This is a genomic window from Nonomuraea rhodomycinica (genome assembly GCF_013363995.1).
Classification (GTDB): Bacteria; Actinomycetota; Actinomycetes; order Streptosporangiales; family Streptosporangiaceae; genus Nonomuraea; species Nonomuraea rhodomycinica.
Genome location: NZ_JABWGO010000003.1, coordinates 254,074 through 270,501 on the forward strand (window position 1 = coordinate 254,074; position 16,428 = coordinate 270,501).

The 16,428-nt window shown below is 72.8% G+C and carries 18 protein-coding genes; 8 read left to right on the forward strand and 10 right to left on the reverse strand.

Features of this window, described 5'->3' with window-relative positions; all coding sequences use genetic code 11:
* Nucleotide 1: 1 nt before the first annotated feature.
* Complete coding sequence (locus HT134_RS16930; protein WP_175601338.1) at nucleotides 2-745, forward strand: polyprenol monophosphomannose synthase; 744 nt, start codon at nucleotides 2-4, stop codon at nucleotides 743-745.
* 69 nt (nucleotides 746-814) lie between these two features.
* Nucleotides 815-1,315: an FxsA family protein gene (locus HT134_RS16935; RefSeq protein ID WP_175601339.1), complete on the forward strand. Its 501-nt coding sequence runs from the start codon at nucleotides 815-817 to the stop codon at nucleotides 1,313-1,315.
* A 201-nt stretch (nucleotides 1,316-1,516) separates the two neighbouring features.
* Here HT134_RS16935 and HT134_RS16940 read toward each other — a convergent pair whose 3' ends face one another.
* The 3 genes from HT134_RS16940 to HT134_RS16950 all read right to left on the reverse strand — a co-directional run bounded on the left by HT134_RS16940 (nucleotide 1,517) and on the right by HT134_RS16950 (nucleotide 4,003).
* A complete protein-coding gene (locus tag HT134_RS16940; protein WP_175601340.1) occupies nucleotides 1,517-2,422 on the reverse strand; it encodes a hypothetical protein in 906 nt (301 codons plus the stop codon).
* Nucleotides 2,419-3,060: an RNA polymerase sigma factor gene (locus HT134_RS16945; RefSeq protein ID WP_175601341.1), complete on the reverse strand. Its 642-nt coding sequence runs from the start codon at nucleotides 3,058-3,060 to the stop codon at nucleotides 2,419-2,421. The genes HT134_RS16940 and HT134_RS16945 overlap by 4 nt, the downstream gene beginning before the upstream one ends.
* A 151-nt stretch (nucleotides 3,061-3,211) precedes the next feature.
* On the reverse strand, nucleotides 3,212-4,003 hold the full coding sequence (locus tag HT134_RS16950) for a TetR/AcrR family transcriptional regulator (RefSeq protein ID WP_175601342.1): 792 nt from the start codon (nucleotides 4,001-4,003) through the stop codon (nucleotides 3,212-3,214).
* A gap of 154 nt (nucleotides 4,004-4,157) precedes the next feature.
* On the opposite strand from HT134_RS16950, the gene HT134_RS16955 reads away from it, so the two are divergent.
* The 3 genes from HT134_RS16955 to HT134_RS16965 are packed head-to-tail and all read left to right on the forward strand — an operon-like array spanning nucleotide 4,158 to nucleotide 7,139.
* A complete protein-coding gene (locus HT134_RS16955) occupies nucleotides 4,158-5,105 on the forward strand; it encodes a zinc-binding dehydrogenase (RefSeq protein WP_175601343.1) in 948 nt (315 codons plus the stop codon).
* A complete protein-coding gene (locus HT134_RS16960) occupies nucleotides 5,102-6,469 on the forward strand; it encodes an MDR family MFS transporter (protein ID WP_312888179.1) in 1,368 nt (455 codons plus the stop codon). Before HT134_RS16955 ends, HT134_RS16960 begins: the two co-directional genes overlap by 4 nt.
* Before the next feature lie 31 nt (nucleotides 6,470-6,500).
* The gene (locus HT134_RS16965; RefSeq protein WP_175601344.1) at nucleotides 6,501-7,139 is read left to right on the forward strand and encodes an NADPH-dependent FMN reductase; all 639 of its coding nucleotides are present in this window, start codon (nucleotides 6,501-6,503) and stop codon (nucleotides 7,137-7,139) included.
* Here HT134_RS16965 and HT134_RS16970 read toward each other — a convergent pair.
* Genes HT134_RS16970 through trpB form a run of 3 tightly spaced genes read right to left on the reverse strand, consistent with a single transcriptional unit; the run spans nucleotide 7,136 to nucleotide 9,900 of the window.
* Nucleotides 7,136-7,891, reverse strand: coding sequence for a GntR family transcriptional regulator (locus HT134_RS16970; protein ID WP_175601345.1), 756 nt, complete (start codon nucleotides 7,889-7,891; stop codon nucleotides 7,136-7,138). The two genes, HT134_RS16965 and HT134_RS16970, sit on opposite strands and share 4 nt — an antisense overlap.
* Nucleotides 7,892-7,900: 9 nt before the next feature.
* Nucleotides 7,901-8,698: a tryptophan synthase subunit alpha gene (gene trpA / locus HT134_RS16975; protein ID WP_175601346.1), complete on the reverse strand. Its 798-nt coding sequence runs from the start codon at nucleotides 8,696-8,698 to the stop codon at nucleotides 7,901-7,903.
* Nucleotides 8,695-9,900 (reverse strand): tryptophan synthase subunit beta, encoded by a 1,206-nt coding sequence (gene trpB, locus HT134_RS16980; protein WP_446685759.1) that lies wholly within the window; start codon nucleotides 9,898-9,900, stop codon nucleotides 8,695-8,697. Before trpB ends, trpA begins: the two co-directional genes overlap by 4 nt.
* A gap of 240 nt (nucleotides 9,901-10,140) precedes the next feature.
* Here trpB and HT134_RS16985 point away from each other — a divergent pair, with 240 nt between their 5' ends.
* On the forward strand, nucleotides 10,141-11,079 hold the full coding sequence (locus HT134_RS16985; protein ID WP_175601347.1) for a cyclase family protein: 939 nt from the start codon (nucleotides 10,141-10,143) through the stop codon (nucleotides 11,077-11,079).
* 189 nt (nucleotides 11,080-11,268) lie between these two features.
* Nucleotides 11,269-12,441 (forward strand): DUF5685 family protein, encoded by a 1,173-nt coding sequence (locus tag HT134_RS16990; protein ID WP_175601348.1) that lies wholly within the window; start codon nucleotides 11,269-11,271, stop codon nucleotides 12,439-12,441.
* 177 nt (nucleotides 12,442-12,618) lie between these two features.
* On the opposite strand, the gene HT134_RS16995 is transcribed toward HT134_RS16990, so the two are convergent.
* The 3 genes from HT134_RS16995 to HT134_RS17005 form a co-directional block, all read right to left on the reverse strand.
* The gene (locus HT134_RS16995) at nucleotides 12,619-12,963 is read right to left on the reverse strand and encodes an RNA polymerase-binding protein RbpA (protein ID WP_175589473.1); all 345 of its coding nucleotides are present in this window, start codon (nucleotides 12,961-12,963) and stop codon (nucleotides 12,619-12,621) included.
* A gap of 217 nt (nucleotides 12,964-13,180) precedes the next feature.
* Complete coding sequence (locus HT134_RS17000) at nucleotides 13,181-13,795, reverse strand: hypothetical protein (protein ID WP_175601349.1); 615 nt, start codon at nucleotides 13,793-13,795, stop codon at nucleotides 13,181-13,183.
* Between the two features lie 116 nt (nucleotides 13,796-13,911).
* Nucleotides 13,912-14,412, reverse strand: coding sequence for a nuclear transport factor 2 family protein (locus tag HT134_RS17005; RefSeq protein ID WP_175601350.1), 501 nt, complete (start codon nucleotides 14,410-14,412; stop codon nucleotides 13,912-13,914).
* Between the two features lie 33 nt (nucleotides 14,413-14,445).
* Here HT134_RS17005 and HT134_RS17010 point away from each other — a divergent pair, with 33 nt between their 5' ends.
* Complete coding sequence (locus tag HT134_RS17010) at nucleotides 14,446-15,018, forward strand: winged helix-turn-helix transcriptional regulator (RefSeq protein ID WP_217707968.1); 573 nt, start codon at nucleotides 14,446-14,448, stop codon at nucleotides 15,016-15,018.
* On the opposite strand, the gene HT134_RS17015 is transcribed toward HT134_RS17010, so the two are convergent.
* Complete coding sequence (locus HT134_RS17015) at nucleotides 14,950-16,395, reverse strand: MFS transporter (protein ID WP_175601351.1); 1,446 nt, start codon at nucleotides 16,393-16,395, stop codon at nucleotides 14,950-14,952. The two genes, HT134_RS17010 and HT134_RS17015, sit on opposite strands and share 69 nt — an antisense overlap.
* Nucleotides 16,396-16,428: the final 33 nt, after the last annotated feature.

Below are 16,428 nucleotides of genomic sequence, written 5' to 3' on the forward strand. Positions count from 1 at the left end.
CATGGAGACTCTTGGCCGAGTGCTCGTCATCGTGCCGACCTACAACGAGCGCGGCAACGTCCCGATGATCGTCGAGCGGGTGCGGGCGGCCCTGCCGGAGGCCCATCTGCTCGTGGTGGACGACAACAGCCCCGACGGCACCGGCGAGGTCGCCGACGCGCTCGCGGCCGAGGACGACCACGTCCACGTCCTGCACCGGCCCGGCAAGGAGGGGCTCGGCGCCGCCTACATCGAGGCGTTCCGCTGGGGCCTCGGCGAGGGCTACAACGTGCTGGTCGAGATGGACGCCGACGGCTCGCACCAGCCGGAGGAACTGCCCAAGCTGCTGGAGGCGCTGGCCGGCGGCGCCGACCTGGCCATCGGCTCGCGGTGGGTGCCCGGCGGCGAGGTGGTCAACTGGCCCGCCTCCCGCGAGCTGCTCTCGCGCGGCGCGAACATCTACACCCGGATCATGCTGGGTCTCGGGGTCCGCGACGCGACCGCGGGCTTTCGCGCCTACCGGGCCGAGACGCTCGAGAAGATCGGCCTGGCCGACGTCGAGTCGCAGGGCTACTGCTTCCAGGTCGACCTCACCCTGCGCACCGCGCGGCACGGGCTGCGGGTGGCCGAGGTGCCGATCACGTTCGTGGAGCGTACCGTCGGCACCAGCAAGATGAGCCGGCGCATCATGACCGAGGCGTTCTGGCGGATCGCCGTGTGGGGTTTCACGGGTCTGCCGGCCCGCTTCGCCAGGAGGCGCACCTGATCGCGGAACGCGGCGGCCCCGCCGGTCGTTGTTCCTTTCGTACGCGCGTGCGCTGAAATCGAGGAAACGATGCGGCTCCTGCTGTTCCTGGCCTTCCTGGTCGTCCCCGTCCTGGAGATCTGGCTGCTCATCCAGGTCGGCTCGGTCATCGGCGGCTGGCCGACCGTGGCCCTGCTGATCGCCGACAGCCTGCTCGGCGCCTGGCTCGTGCGCCGCGAGGGCCGGCGCGCCTGGCGGGCGCTGCGGGAGGCGCTCGAGTCCGGACGCATGCCCGACCGGGAGCTGGCCGACGGCGGGCTCATCCTCGTGGGCGGCGCGCTGCTGCTGACCCCGGGCTTCTTCACCGACATCGCCGGGTTCCTGTGCGTGCTGCCGTTCACCCGGCCGTTGATGCGCCGCCTCGGGACGTGGTTCTTCGACCGCAGGGTCAAGCGCATGGCCGCCGCCTCACCGTACGCGCAGCTGTTCCCCCAGTCGTTCCCGGGCGCTCCCGACGCCGGGACGGGCGGCCCCGGAGGCGGCGGCAAGGTGGTCCACGGCGAGGTCCTGCGCGAGGACCGCGAGGCCTAGCCGGCCTTCTCCAGGGCGAAGGGCACGGTCCTTCACACGGAGGCGCTTCGCGCCATGGGGCATCCAGGCAGCGCCGTGGGGGGGCGAGCCCCCACACCCCCGTCCGGGGGTCTTCCGACCCCCAGGCCCCCGGTCGTGGGCCAGATCGGTTCTCGGTTGTTCAAGCACCGGCAAACGCATAAGCCGGGCCAGGGCCCCGATTCAGGATCCCGACGTGGCTGTCGCCCCTGGTACGGCCGATGGCGGTGCGCCGGCGCCCTCGATCTTCTGCCTGATGTCCGACGGCACGGGTCCGGCAGGATCGATCATCAGCACGACCTGCCCAGGTGCGTAAGGCTCGACGCTTGTCACCCGCCAAGCCGGGTCGATCTTCGGCCGGGAGGTGAGGTCCCCGTAGCCGCGCCCGTCCGGAAGGGACCACTGGACGTTGTAACGCGCGATCGTCACGTGCCTCTGGGCGATCATCGTCTCCGCCTCGGCGACGGTGCGCCCCTCGACTGAGACGCCTTCCAGGGCTTCGCCCTTCGCCGTCGAGGTGTTGGTGGAGGCGTAGGGCTCGCCGGAGCGGGCGGCCCGCCCGAGAACCACCGTGGCCTTGCCGGTGAACCCCGCCTCGATGCGCAGACCGATCGGGCACTGGGCGCCGCTCGCCGTCCGGCAGGACGGGTCGTCGACGGTGTCGATCTTCTGTCCTCCTTCCATCATCACGATGCTCCCCACCACGCTGGGCGAGACGGGGACCAGCTTCAGATCGATGTCGAAGCCGCACGCGCGGAAGTCGTTCCTGAGGCGCTCATGGCCGGCCAGCGGATCCATGATGCGGGCGACCACATAGTCATGGTCCTTGGAGCAGGTCACGGCGGCCTGAGCCGTGGACGCGTTCTGTCCGGTCACCACGGTTGCCGCCACCGCGGCGACGGCCGCTGCGGCGGCGGCGATGGCCGGGCGGCCCGCGAGCCGTGACCGCCTGCGGGACGGACGGGCCGAGCCCGGTTCTTGAGGTGGTGACGTCACAGGTCTGGTCATCTCGGCCATGAGGTGGGCCTTTCGTAGCGCATGGCGACCGCTGGGAAGGTCACGCTCCTCGGGAATGAGCGGATCTGTCATGACTCCTCCACAGGGGGTCGGAGCGCGGTGTGGCGCTCACCTGGTCTGTGTGCCGTACCGGCCGGCAGTTCCCGCGCCTCGCCCCGAAAGGAGGCCGTCAGCTCCCTGAGCCGGACGCGAGCCCGCGACAGGCGCGAGCGCACCGTTCCCACCGAAAGGCCGAGCGCGATCGCGGCGTCGTCATAGCTGAGCCCCGCCCACACGCACAGGGACAGGATTTCCTGGTCGGCGAGAGGAAGCCGGTTCACCGCGACGAGCACACGGCGCATCTGGTGCTCGTCGTCGATCCGTCCGGCGATGTCATCGGCCGGATCGGGCTCCGCGGACAGGGCGGGCATCCGGTCCAGAGCGTCCCGATGACTGCGTTTGGCGCGGTAACGGTTGCGCAGGACGTTGTTGGCCACGCCGAGGAGCCACGGCAGCGCCGAGTCACGCTCGGGGCTCAGCTCCCCGTGCCGCCGCCACGCCTCCAGGAACACCACCGAGGTGATGTCCTCGGCCTCCGACCAGTCAGCCGTGCGGCGGAAGCAATGGTTGTAGACGGCGCGCGCGTGCCGGTCGAAGATGACGCCGAAGGCCTCGGTGTCCCCGTCCACCGCACGTCTCCACAGCTCGGCGTCGGTGGGAAGGTTGTCCATCACACCTGGACTGTGTCGGCGGACAGGCACGGGTTCCCCGAAATCCACAGATATCTTCCGCGGGAGGGCCGCCGGTGCGGGCGGGCATCGGGCCGGCGGTGCGCGCCCCGCGGCGTCGCGCGGTTGATCCTAAGATCCCTCGCGATTGATCCTAAGATCCCTCGCGATCGGCCTGATCGTCCGGTCCGGCCGGGACGGCACCGACGGCACCGACGGCACCGGCGCCACCGCGTCGACCTCGGACTCGGGCGGGTGGTTCTTCATCATGCCGGGATCGGTCGCCTTCGTGTGCCCAGCGTTCGGTGAAGAGCCGGTCCGTGGGCGGGTCGCCGGGCAGCGGACGCGGGTGGCAGGTGCGCAGGCCGTCCACGGCGATGGTGAGAACGCGCTTGTAGGCGTCGGCGGCGGCTTCGAGGAGGTCCGCGCGGCCCTGCTTGCGCAGCTGCTCCAGGGCGGGCGATCGGCCCAGCTGCTCGATCAGCAGGGAGATGTCGACGGCGGTGACGTCCGGCCTGAGCACGCCGGCCTGGTGGGCGCGCGCGACGAGCGCGGCGAGCAGTTCGTCGGAGCGGGCGGACTTGGCCCGCATCTCCTCGGTGACCTTGATGGTGCCGGCGATCGGGGCGAGCGAACCTTGGCCGAACTCGGCGCAGGTGACGATGAAGGAGGCCAGCCCTTCCCAGGGATCGTCCTCGGCGAGACCGCGTTCGGCGGCTTGGTTCCAGTTGTCGAGGGATAGTTCGGCCAGCCGTTGGAAGAGCTCCTCCTTCGTGCGGTAGCGGCGGTAGAGGCTGCCGATGCCGACCCCGGCGGCCGCTGCGATGGCCGCGACCGAAGCGTGTGCCCCGTCGTCCGCCAGTACCTGGCGTGCCGCCAGGAGGAGGGCCCGGTCGTTGCGCTCGGCTTCCGCCTGCCGAGGGCCGCGGCGCTTGGATGCGGTCATGTCGCCAGCATACCGAACTTGCGGAGCGAATCGCTCCGATTGTAAGGTCCCTCCAAGCGGAGCGTTTCGCTCCTATTGAGGAGTCCCATTGAGGAGTCCTGTTGAGGAGTCCTGTTGAAGGCTCCCGTTGAAGAGTCCGGTTGAGGAGGATGTCATGCGGGCTGTGGTCATGGATCGGTTCGGCGGGCCGGAGGTGCTGAGCGTCCGGGAGGTCGAGGACCCGGTGCCGGGGCCGGGGCAGGTGCTCGTGGCGGTCGACTATGCCGGGATCACGTACGTCGAGACCCAGGTGCGGGCCGGCCGCGGTCCCGCGGCCCACCAGCGGCCACCACTGCCGCGCATCCCCGGCAACGCGGTGGGCGGCCGCGTCTCGGCTGTCGGCCCGGGGGCCGACGCCGCGCTGGTCGGGCGGACCGTGGTGACCACGACCGGCGGCACCGGCGGCTACGCGGAGCTGGCCGTGGCCCGCGCGGAGGACCTCGTCCCCGTCCCGGCCGAGGTGACGCTGCGGGACGCGGTGGCGCTGCTGGCCGACGGGCGGACAGCGGTGCTCCTGCACCGGCGGGCCGAGGTGCGTCCGGGCGAGTGGGTGCTGGTGGAGGCGGCCGCCGGAGGCGTCGGCAGCCTGCTGGTCCAGCTCGCCGCCGCCTCCGGGGCGAAGGTCGTCGGCGCCGCCCGCGGTCCGGGCAAGGAGGCGTTGGTCGCCTCGCTGGGCGCTCTCGCCTACGTCGACTACTCCAAGCCGGGGTGGGAACGCGAGGTCGCCGAGATGAGCGGGGGCGTCGACCTCGTCTTCGACGGGGTCGGCGGCGTCGTGGGCGCGCAGGGCATGCGCGCCGTGCGTCCCGGCGGCCGGGCCAGTGTGTACGGCATGGCCTCCGGCTCCTGGACCGAGCCGGCCCCGCATGTGACGCTCGTCCCCGACGGCGGCGTACCCGCCCCGGCGGAGATCCGGGAGCTGGCCGAGGAGGCGCTCGCGCACGCCGCAGCCGGTCGGCTGCGCCCGGTCATCGGCCAGACCTACCGCTTGTCCGAGGCCGCCGAGGCGCACCGGGCGATCGAAGCCCGCGCCACGATCGGCAAGACCCTGCTGATCCCGTGAGCGCGCCGAACACGAGCGCCGCGCCCTCCGCCACGACCACCGGCCGCGCCCTCCTGCCGCTGGCCGCGACGGTCCTGGCGGGCGCGATGGCGGCGCTGCTGGACACCACCATCGTCGCGGTGGCGCTGGACGAGCTGGCCAGGGACCTGTCCGCGACGGTGACGGTGATCCAGTGGGTCACCACCTCCTACGTGCTGGCGATGACCGCCGTCATCCCGCTGGTGGGCTGGTCGGTCGGCCGCTTCGGCGCCCGCGCCGTGTGGCTGACAGCTCTGGGGCTGTTCCTGCTCGGGTCGATCCTGTGCGGCGCCGCGTGGTCGGCCGGCTCGCTCATCGCCTTCCGGACGCTGCAAGGGCTGGGCGGTGGCATGATCCTGCCGGTGACGCAGCTCGTCCTGGCCCGCGCCGCGGGACCCGAGCGGCTGGGCCGGGTGATGGGCAAGGTCGGCTTCGTCGGGCAGCTCGCCCCGATCTCCGGGCCCGTGCTCGGCGGCGTGCTGATAGACGGCTGGGGCTGGCGCTGGGTCTTCCTCGTCAACGCGCCGCTGATCCTGGTCTCGCTGGCCATGACGTGGCGGTGGTTCCCCCGGGACGAGGTGCGCGACGAACGTCGTCTCGACCTTGCCGGGCTGCTCCTGCTGCCGGCCGGGGTGGTCGTCCTGCTGTACGCGCTGACCGGGCTGGAGACGCGGGCCGGGATCGGGACCACGACGCTGACGGCGGCGGCGGGGGTGGGGCTCCTGGCCGCGTTCATCGCGCGTTCGCTCCGCCGGGCCGAGGCGAGCCTGCTCGACCTGCGGCTCTTCGCCGATCGCGGCTTCCGGTCGGGGACGGTCATGATGTTCGTCCTCGGCGTCACGAGCTGGGGGCCGATGTTCCTGCTGCCGCTGTACTACCAGCGCCTGCACCACCTGTCCGCGCTCGACGCCGGGCTCGCGCTCGCTCCCCAGACCCTCGGTGTCGCGCTGGCGTCCCTGCTGGCCGGACAGTACGCCGACCGCCTGCCGCCGCGTCCGCCGGCCCTGGCCGGGATGGCCGCGGCCACCCTGGGCACCCTTCCGTTCGTCTTCGCGACCCCTGACACCGACACCCTCCTGCTGAGCGTGGCGCTGCTCGTGCGCGGAGTGGGATTCGGCGTGACCGGCCTGTCCGTCAGCGTCGCCGTCTACCGCACCCTGCGCCCGGCCGCCATCCCGCACGCCACCAGCGCCAGCACCATCGTGCAACGGATCGGCGCCGCCACCGGCACCGCGCTGATGGCCGTCGTCCTCCAGGCCGGCGGCTTCGCCCCGGCCCTCGCCTGGATGTTCATTCTCACCGCGACCGGCCTGGTCATGGCCGCGAGCCTGCCCGGCCGCAGCTGAGCGGCCCTGTTCGACCACCGAGGACGTACTCATGATCAACGTAGGCATCATCATCGGCAGCACCCGCCCGGGACGCAACGGCGAGGCCGTGGCCCGCTGGATCCACGACCTGGCGACCGGACGGGACGACGCCTCGTTCGAGATCGTCGACCTCGAGGACTTCCACCTGCCGCTCCTGGACGAGGCGCTGCCGCCGGCGATGGGCCACTACGCCAACGCGCACACGCGGGCCTGGGCCGACACGATCGCGTCCTTCGACGCGTATGTGTTCGTCACCCCCGAGTACAACCACTCCACGTCAGGGGCGCTGAAGAACGCCATCGACTTCCTGTACGCCGAATGGAACAACAAAGCCGCCGCCTTCGTCGGCTACGGCAGTGCGGGAGGCGTCCGAGCCGTGGAACACCTGCGCCTGATCATGGGTGAGCTGCAGGTCGCCGACGTACGCACCCAGATCGCGCTGTCCCTCGCCACGGACTTCGAGAACTTCCAGGTCCTCGCCCCGGCCGCCCACCACGCCGAGGCGGTCAGCGTCATGCTGGACGAGCTCCTCGCCTGGGGCGGCGCCCTGAAGGCCCTGCGTGAGACGTGGCAGGCGGAAGGCACGCCGGGGGCCGCGGAGAGCCGGCCTGACGCGGACATGGCGCCGCCTGCCGCCGCGGGGCGCTAGCTGGTGGCGCGCCAGGTGAGGGAGAGGCCGGTCGCGGCGCGTTCGGTGCGGATCTCCATCATGGTGCCCAGGATGGTGGCATGGTCCGACACGACGGGGACGCCGTCGGGCGTGTAGGTGATCCGGGTGCTGACGAGCACGGCACTGCCCTCGGGCTCGTGAAGGCGGCGCGCGGCGGCGGCGTCGAGCAGGCCCGGCCGGACCACCTCGGACGCCCGGGCGACCGCCACTCCCGCGTCGGCGAGCGCCGTGTAGAGGGAGACGGCGGTGAAGTCGCGGTCGCGGATCCGGCCGGCCACCGGCTGACGGACCCAGGACACCTGGTGAACGGCGGGACGCCCGGCGAACTCGCGGACCCGCTCCAGCCGCAGGGCGCTGTCGCCGGGACGCAGCCGCAGCTCCGCGGCGATGCGGGCGGGGGCCCGGCGCATCGCCCGCCCGGCCACCACGGTGCGCACGTCGTGGCCCTGTTCCCGGAGATCGTCGGCCAGGCTGCGGAGGGAGCCCAGCTGGTACGCCAGGTGGGGCGGGGCCACGAACGTGCCCTTGCCGGGCCGCTGCACGATCAGCCTCTCGTCACTGAGCTCCCGCAACGCCTGGCGCAGCGTCATGAGGGTCACCCCGTAGGAGGCGCTCAGCTCCCGTTGCGGGGGCAGGGCCTCGCCGGGGGCGTAGTGTCCCGACCGGATCTTCGCGGCGAGGTCGGCGGCGATGGCGCGGTATCTCGCCGCGTGCCCGGCGTCGGGGGTCATCGTGGTGCGTCACTCCTGGTCGAGGGCCCGGCGCAGGGTCGCGAGGAAGGCCCGCAGGTCGTCCGGTCCCGCCCCGTCGAGCACCCGCCGCATGACCGCGGCGCCGACCACCACGCCGTCGGCGTGCCGGCCGGCCTCCCGCGCCTGCCCAGGCGTGGAAATGCCAAATCCTAGCAAGACCGGCCGGTCGGTGACGCTCCTGATCCGCGTGGTGAGCTCCGCCGCCGAGGCGGCGAGGGCGGCCCGCTCGCCGGTGGTGCCCATCAGCGACACCGCGTAGACGAATCCGCGGCTGCGGCGCGAGATCTCCTCCAGTCTCGGCCGCGGCGTCGCCGGCGACGCCAGCAGGGCCAGGTCGACCCCGGCGGCGGCGGCCACGCCCGTCAGCTCGCCCGCCTCGTGCACCGGCAGGTCGGGCACGATCAGACCGTCGACGCCGGCCCGCCGCAGCGCGGCGCAGAACGCCTCGGGCCCGTCGTGCAGCACCAGGTTGTAGTAGGTGCTGGCGACCAGCGGCACGCCCACGTCTCCGGCCTCGGCCAGGTCGGCGAGGATCCGGCGGGTGCTCGCCCCCCGGGCCAGCGCCGCCTCGCTCGCCTGCTGGATGGTGACGCCGTCGAGCGTGGGGTCGGAGAACGGCAGGCCGACCTCGATCGCGTCCGCGCCGGCTTCGGCGAACGCCGTCAGGTACCGCGTCCAGCCGGGTGTGACGCCCCCGGTGACGTACGGCATGAGCAGAGCGCGGCCGGTGTCCCGGCGGGCACGCAGGTGGCGTTCGACCGCGCCCGCGGCCAGGATGTTCGTCACAGCAGCTCCTTCAGGGTGGAGATGTCCTTGTCGCCCCGGCCGGACAGCGTCATCAGGACCGTCGATCCGGCCGCCAGTTCGCCGTCGCCCGCCGCGCGGATCACCCAGGCGAGGGCGTGCGCCGATTCGAGCGCCGGGACGATGCCCTCGCTGCGCGCCAGGCGCACCGCCGCGCCGACCGCCTCCTCGTCGGTCACCGTGACGTACCGGGCCCGGCCCAGCTCGCGCAGGTGGGCGTGCTCCGGCCCGACCCCCGGGTAGTCGAGCCCGGCGGCGATGGAGTGCGCCTCGATGATCTGCCCGTCGTCGTCCTGCAGGAACAGCGAGCGGCAGCCGTGCAGGACGCCGAGCCTGCCGCGGGCCGCCCCGGCGCCGCCCTCCGCCTCGACCCCGACGAAGCGCGCCGAGGTGTCGGCGAAGCCGGCGAACGTGCCCGCCGCGTTGGAGCCTCCGCCGACGCACGCCACCACGTGGTCCGGGACGCCGGTCCGCAGCTCGGCGGCGCACTGCCCGCGGGCCTCGTCGCCGATGACCCGCTGGAACTCCCTGACCATCCACGGATACGGGTCCGGCCCGACGACCGAGCCGACGCAGTAGTGGGAGTCGCCGGTCGCGCCCACCCAGTGCCGCATGGCCTCGCTGGTCGCGTCCTTGAGGGTACGGCTGCCGGTGGTCACCGGGACCACCTCGGCGCCCAGCATGCGCATGCGGAAGACGTTCAGCGCCTGCCGCTCCATGTCGCGCTCGCCCATGAACACCGTGGCCTCCAGCCCGAGCAGCGCGGCGGCGGTCGCGGTGGCCACCCCGTGCTGGCCTGCTCCGGTCTCGGCGATCAGCCTGCGCCGTCCCATCCGGGCGGCCAGCAGGGCCTGCCCCAGCACATTGTTGATCTTGTGGGATCCGGTGTGGGTGAGATCCTCCCGCTTGAGGTACAGCTGCACGCCGAGCTCCTGCGACAGCCGGCGGGCCGGTGTGAGCGGGGTCGGCCGCCCGGCGTGCAAGGCGAGCAGCTCCGCCAGGGCGGCGGCGAAGCCCGGGTCCGCCCGCGCCTGCCGGAACGCCTCATCGACCTCGCGGCATGCCTCGACCAGGGACTCCGGGGCGTACCGGCCGCCGTACTCGCCGAACCGGCCCAGCGGCCGCGGTTCGCCCATCGTCCCGGTCGCCGGTACGGGCTCACGCCATGGCGGCGCCATTCGCATCTCGCTCACCTCGTTCTATAACTCTCCATAGAGTTCTATAACAGTGAGTGTGGCATGGACAACGGGGGACGCGCCACCCCGCGGGCTGTCCCGCTGACCGACGTGGCGCTGCTTTCCTGGGCCTACGGTCGGCGGGATCGTGTCCAAGAAGAGGCCGGGATACCCTGCCTACGGTGCCTACGGTGCCTCGCGAACCACGTGACCGGAGGAGTCGATGCTGGGATGACGGCAGGACGGCCGATGCCCACACAGGAGGACGTGCTCGGGTACTTCGACACGCTGTCGAACTGGGGGAGGTGGGGCGACGACGACGAGCTCGGCACTCTGAACCACATCACCGACGACGTCCGGCTGGCGGCGGCGCGGGCCGTGCGCCACGGCCGGAGCGTGTCGTGCGCGTGGGAGGTCGCCGTACCGCGGGACATGGAGCGGTCGACCACGACGTGCCCGTGCGCCGCCGACATGCCGGGCGCCGAGAACATGCCGGCGCCCGGATTCCGCGACGACCGGCGCTGGGGCTTCTCCTCCGAACGGCTCGCCGTCACGTTCCACGGCAACACCCTCACCCACCTCGACTCGCCGTGCCACATCTTCTGGGACGGCATGATGTACAACGGGCGGTCGCACTCGCTGGTCGACGCCGCGACGGGATCGGCGTGGGCGTCCGTCACGGCGGCGGCGAACGGGATCGTCACGCGGGGTGTCCTGCTCGACATCGCGAGCGTGCGGGGTGTGCCGTGGCTGGAACCGGGGCAGGGCGTGTATCCCGACGATCTCGAGGAGGCCGAGCGTCGCCAGGGTGTGCGGGTGCGATCCGGCGACGCGGTACTCCTGCGGACCGGCTATGGCCGGGTCCGGCACGAGACCGGCGCGGTCAGCGGCTTCACGCAGGCCGGGTGGCACGCGTCCTGCCTGCCGTGGCTGCACGAACGGGAGGTCGCGCTGATCGGCGCCGACACCCCCCAGGACGTTCAGCCGTCGGGGTACGACGGCGTGTTGATGCCGGTTCACGCCGTGAGCCTCGTCGCCATGGGTCTGTGGATGCTCGACAACTGCGACCTGGAGGCGTGCGCGATGACGGCCGCCGAACTCGGCCAGTGGGACTTCCACCTCGCAGTCGCGCCGGTCCGCTTCGCCGGTACGTCCGGCAGCCCGGTCAACCCGATCGCCACGTTCTGACCGCGGTTCACGAGGAGGTGCGGCGCCATGAAGGACCGGCCCGCACCTGGAACGCGGTCGCGGGGCGTGCGTCGGGCCGAGGTCCGGCCCTCAAGGGGCAGGGAATGACCGGGCGTATCCTCCCGAGCCGGTTTCGGAGTACGATCCTCCGACCAATCGCATAGATCGTTCCAAGACCGGCGAGGTTGTGTGTTCGGAATCATCCGCCCCTGTGTCACGCATGCCTGCGCGAGCGTGCGCGACGCGTGGCGCGCCCACCTGTGCGGCCTGTGCCTCACGCTGCGGGACGGGCAGGGCCAGGCCGCCCGGCTGGCCACCAACTACGACACGCTGATCGTCTCGGTGCTCACCGAGGCGCAGCTCCCGTCCGCCTCCCCGCACCGCACCGCCGGTCCGTGCGCGCTGCGCGGGCTGCGCCGGGCCGACGTCGTGGACCACCGGGCGCGAGGGGCGCGGCTCGCCGCCTCGGTGTCGCTCGTCCTGGCCGCCGGGCGGCTCCGCGACCACGCCGCGGACGGCGACGCGGCCCCGGCGGCGGCCGCCGCGGGCCGCCTGCTGGCGACCCGCTGGGAGGCGGCCGGGGCGCGGCTCGGGGCGGAGGTGGGGTTCGACACCGCGACGCTGGCGGCGACGGCCGACCGGCAGGTCGACCTGGAGCGCCGCGCCGCCACGACCTTGCTCGGCCTGGACTCGCATGAGGCGGTCCCGGGCGCCGGGGGAGCGGGCGCGGGGGCGGGGAGGGTGGCGTTGCTGGAGCTGACGCGGCCCACCGAGGAGGCGGTCGCGGCGGCGTTCGCGCACACCGCCGTCCTCGCCGGCCGGCCCGGGAACGCCGCGGCGCTGGCCGAGATCGGCACGCTGTTCGGCCGCCTCGCCCATCTGCTCGACGCCGCCGAGGACCAGGAGGAGGACGCGGCGCGGGGCGCGTTCAACCCGCTCATCGCCACGGGCACCGGCCGCGAGGAGGCGCGGCGGCTCTGCGACGACGCCGCGCACGGCATCGCGCTCGCCGTACGGGACCTGGAGCTGGAGCAGCGGCACCTCGTGGAGGTGCTCCTCGGCACCGAGGTGCGGCGGGCGGTGGCCCGCGCCTTCGGCGGGCGCGAGACGGCGTCCGGCGGGCACGAGACGGCGTCCCGGCGGCGTCCCGCCTGGCCCCTGCGGACGGTGGCCGCCGCGGGCACCGTCTTCACGTGCGGGCTGTGGCGGCCGGAGTGGAGCGAGCTGAAGAGCGCCGCCTGGGACGAGCGCTGCTACCTGCGCGACGGATGCGACGGATGCGAGGGCTGCTGCGACTGCTGCCAGTGCTCATGCGACTGCTGTGACTGCTGCGACGGTTGCGACTGCTCCTGCGGCAACTGAACGCCGCGACGGCTCCTTTGCCATGACGAAGGCGCCGACGTGAAGGCACAGGGGGTCGCCGGCGTGCGGGCGCCGCTCCGCGGGCATGGCGAACGCCGGTCCCCGTTCATCGGGAACCGGCGTCCAACAAGGCGCCCCCGGGCGGCTGCCCGGGGGCCTCACACCGTGAAGAGGAGTTCAGGCGCTCTTACGACGCTGGGCGCGCAGGACGGCCAGCCTCTCGTTGAGCACCTCCTCCAGGTCCTCGATCGACCGCCGCTCCAGCAGCATGTCCCAGTGCGTCCGCGGCGGCTTGGTCTTCTTCGACTCGGGCTGCTCGCCGTCCACCCGCGTCGCGGTGGCGCCGCACATGCGGCACTCCCACGTCGCGGGGATCTCGGCCTCGGCGGCGAGCGGTACCTCGAAGAGATGCCCCTTCGGACAGGTGTAAGACACCTCCTGGCGTGGGGCCAGATCCGTGTTACGGTCGTTCTCGTAGCTGGTTGCCCCGAGCCGGGTGCCACGAAGTGCTCGCTCGCCCATGTCTGAATGCCTCCTACAGGGCCCCCATTGCGCGGGGGGTCTGTCTCCCACGGTGTCTAACGCTTGATACCGTGATGGGATTCCCACCCGTGGCGTGATCCAATCGCCCAGGGGCTCAGGAGTTCCCTCCAGAGGCGCGGCAACCCCTCTGAGACCGGCGTTCGCGCAGGTGCGGGCGCGGGCTCCAGGCCGGGCCGCAGCGCGCCGGCGGCGAGATTCACGACGTCGCGGGCGCCCGCCGGCCCGACCGCCACGTCTCGGCCGCCAGCCACAGGCCACCCGCGGCGATGAGTGCGCCGTGCGCGACCCGCAGCGGGTACGGGCCGAAGAACTGCGGGATGAACAGCGCGAACCCGAGCGCGAGCGGCGCCGCGCTCCACGCGGCCATGAGGCCGGAGCGCCGCACCGCGACGGCGGCCATCACGGTCCCGACGCCGAGCAGCGCCAGCCCGGCGGCGAACATGGTCATCGCCACGGGATGGAACCGGAACTCGCCGGCGAGCTCCATGAGCGCGGGCGCGCCGTCGCGCAACGACCTGCGCGCGATCACGTGCAGCCCGAAGTCCTCGGCGCCGTAGTAGGGGAGCGTCAGGCCCGCGCCCACCCAGGTGATCGCCACGGCCCGCAGGGACAGCCGGCCGCCCAGCAGCTCGCGCAGCCCCAGCAGGCCGAGGCCCAGCAGGACGAACCCCAGCATGGCGGCCAGGTGCCCGGCCACCCAGGCGGGCGCGGCCATGGCGGCGGCGTCGTCCCCCGCGGGCCGTACGGCCGGGTAGACGAGGAACAGCAGGCCGGCCGACGCCAGTGCCGCCGAGGTGAGACGAGGACTCATGACCACTCCCAGGTGAAACCATCGCTCTGTGATGAGAGCAATGCTCTCGCATTGGGGCGGCGCTCGTCAAGAGCGGTGCTCTCTTTTCGGTGCTTCGGTCTCCTCCCGGGGGTTCGTCAGGGGCGGTTCAGCAGCGGGACCAGCGTGCGGTCCCCGAGGCGGGTCATGGCCGCCAGTGGCCGCGTGGCCGCCGCGACCAGCAGCGCCAGCCCGGGCTTGCCGCCGGCCCGCGCCAGCCGGGGCCCCAGGGCCGCCATGAGGGCCGTCAGGCCTGGCAGCGGCCGGATCCACAGGGTGATGTCCTCGATCAGCCCGTCCTCGTCCAGCCGGAGCAGCGCCGACTCCTCGATGGGCTGCGAGCCCAGCCGGGCGGTGGCCGCGACCATGCGGGTCCGCTCGTCGCCCACGTCGGTGTGGTAGCGCAGCTCCGCGAGCGCGCCCAGGGCCGCGGCGAAGACCGCTCGCACCCGCTCGTGCCCCTCGAAGGGGGCCGAGCCGGTGAGCGGGGAGTGGAAGGAGACCCGGGGCGACAGCGTCGCCATCACCGCGTCGACGTCCTTGGCCTCGCCCGCCTCGCGGTAGGCCCTCGCTGGTGAGTCCTGAATGTGAACTGACATGAGTTCACTTTATCAACCCACTAAGCTGGTGTCGTGAACAGGTTCGGTGAGATGCACTGCTCCATCGCCCAGGCCGTCGGCGTGCTCGGCGAGCCGTGGACGCCGCTGATCCTGCGCGACCTCTTCCTCGGCCTGAGCAGGTTCGACGAGCTGGCCGAGGACCTCGGCATCTCGCGCAACCTGCTGACCAGGCGGCTGGAGCACCTGGTGGCGGCGGGCGTCGTGGAGCGCCGCCCGTACCAGGAACGGCCGGTCCGCTACGCGTACGCGCTGACCCAGGCCGGCCGGGACGTGGTGCCCGCGCTGTTCACGCTGATGGCCTGGGGCGACCGCTGGGCCACGCCGCCCGGCGGCCCGCCCGCGCTGCTCGTCCACTCCTGCGGCGAGCGGTTCACCCCCGTCGTGACCTGCCCCCACTGCGGCGGCGCGGCGGACGCCGACACGGTCACCGCCGTCGCCGGGCCCGGCGCGGCCCAGGGGCCCGGCACGATGGTCCTCGCCGCGCCGGGCCCGGCCCGCGCGGACGGCGGCGGGGAGTCAGATCCGGTGCGGCACCTCGTTGCCCGCGTCCCGGATGGCCCTGGGCAGGTTGACCAGGGCCAGTAGCACGAAGCCCACCACGAAGAAGACGATCATGGAGACCATGGCCATCCGGTAGCTGTTGGTGAGCTGCAGCGCGATCGTCACCGTCAGCGCGCCGATGAACGCCGAGCCCTTGTCGCTGATCTGGAGCAGGCTGAAGTACTCCGCCTCCCGCCCCTTGGGGATCACCTGCGAGAACAGCGAGCGCGACAGCGCCTGGGTGCCGCCGAGCACGATCGCGATGGCCAGCGCCATGAGGTAGAACTGCGTCGCCTGCCCCTCCTGGACGAACAGCGCGGCGACGACGATGGCCGTCCAGACCACCAGGCTGGCCAGCACGGTCCGCTTGGTGCCGTACCGGCGGGCCAGCAGGCCCAGCAGCAGCGCGCCGAAGAACGCCACGAACTGCACCATGAGGATCGCGCTGATCTGCACCGTCTTGCTCAGCTTCAGCGCCTCCGAGGCGAAGGCCGCGCTGTTGCCGATGACGGTCTGGATGCCGTCGTTGTAGACGAGGTAGGCCACCAGGAACAGCAGGGTCAGCGGGTAGCGCCGCAGTTCGGCCAGCGTGCGGCCGAGCTGACGGAAGCTGCCCGCCACCGAGCGCAGCGCCGTGCCCTCGTGGGCGGGCACCGGCCGGTTGCGCAGCCGCAGCAGCGGCACGATCGTGAACGTCGCCCACCACAGCCCGGCCGACATCATGCTGATCCGCACCGACATGCCCTCGCTGAGGCCCAGGCTCTCGTGCTGGAGGTAGAGCACCAGGTTGAGGGCCAGCAGCAGGCCGCCGCCGAGGTAGCCGATCGCCCAGCCGCGCGAGGACACCGCGTCGCGCTCGTCCGGGGTGGAGATCTGCGGCAGGAACGAGTCGTAGACGACCACCGACGAGCCGTAGGCCAGGTTGGCGACGACGAACAGCGCGCCGCCGAGCAGGTAGCGGTCTCCCTCGACGAAGTACAGGCCCATGGTGGCCAGCGCGCCGACGTAGGCGAAGGCGCCGAGCAGCTCGCGCTTGCGGCCGGTGTGGTCAGCCAGCGCCCCCACGATCGGCAGGAAGACGATCTGCAGGAACACCGCGACGGTCAGCGTCAGCCCGAAGAACGCCGCGGGCCGCACGTCGGCGCCGAGCACGTCCACGTACCCGAGCCCGGGATGCGCGGCGGCCAGCTTGTCGAAGTCGCGCGCGCACGTCTCGGCCGCGACCGCCGGGAAGTCCTTCGCGCAGGCCGCGGTGCGCGCCACCGGGATCAGGTACGGGCCGAGGAACACCGAGATGATCGTGGTGTAGAACGCGGAGTTGGCCCAGTCGTAGACGTACCAGCCGCGCTGCTCCCGCCGGCGGGCGGCCGGGGAGTCGGCGGTGGGGTCGTCGGGAACCGCGGGGGGTGCGGGTACGGGCATGGTGTCGAGTCGCTCCTAGGACGCTGTCCGGGC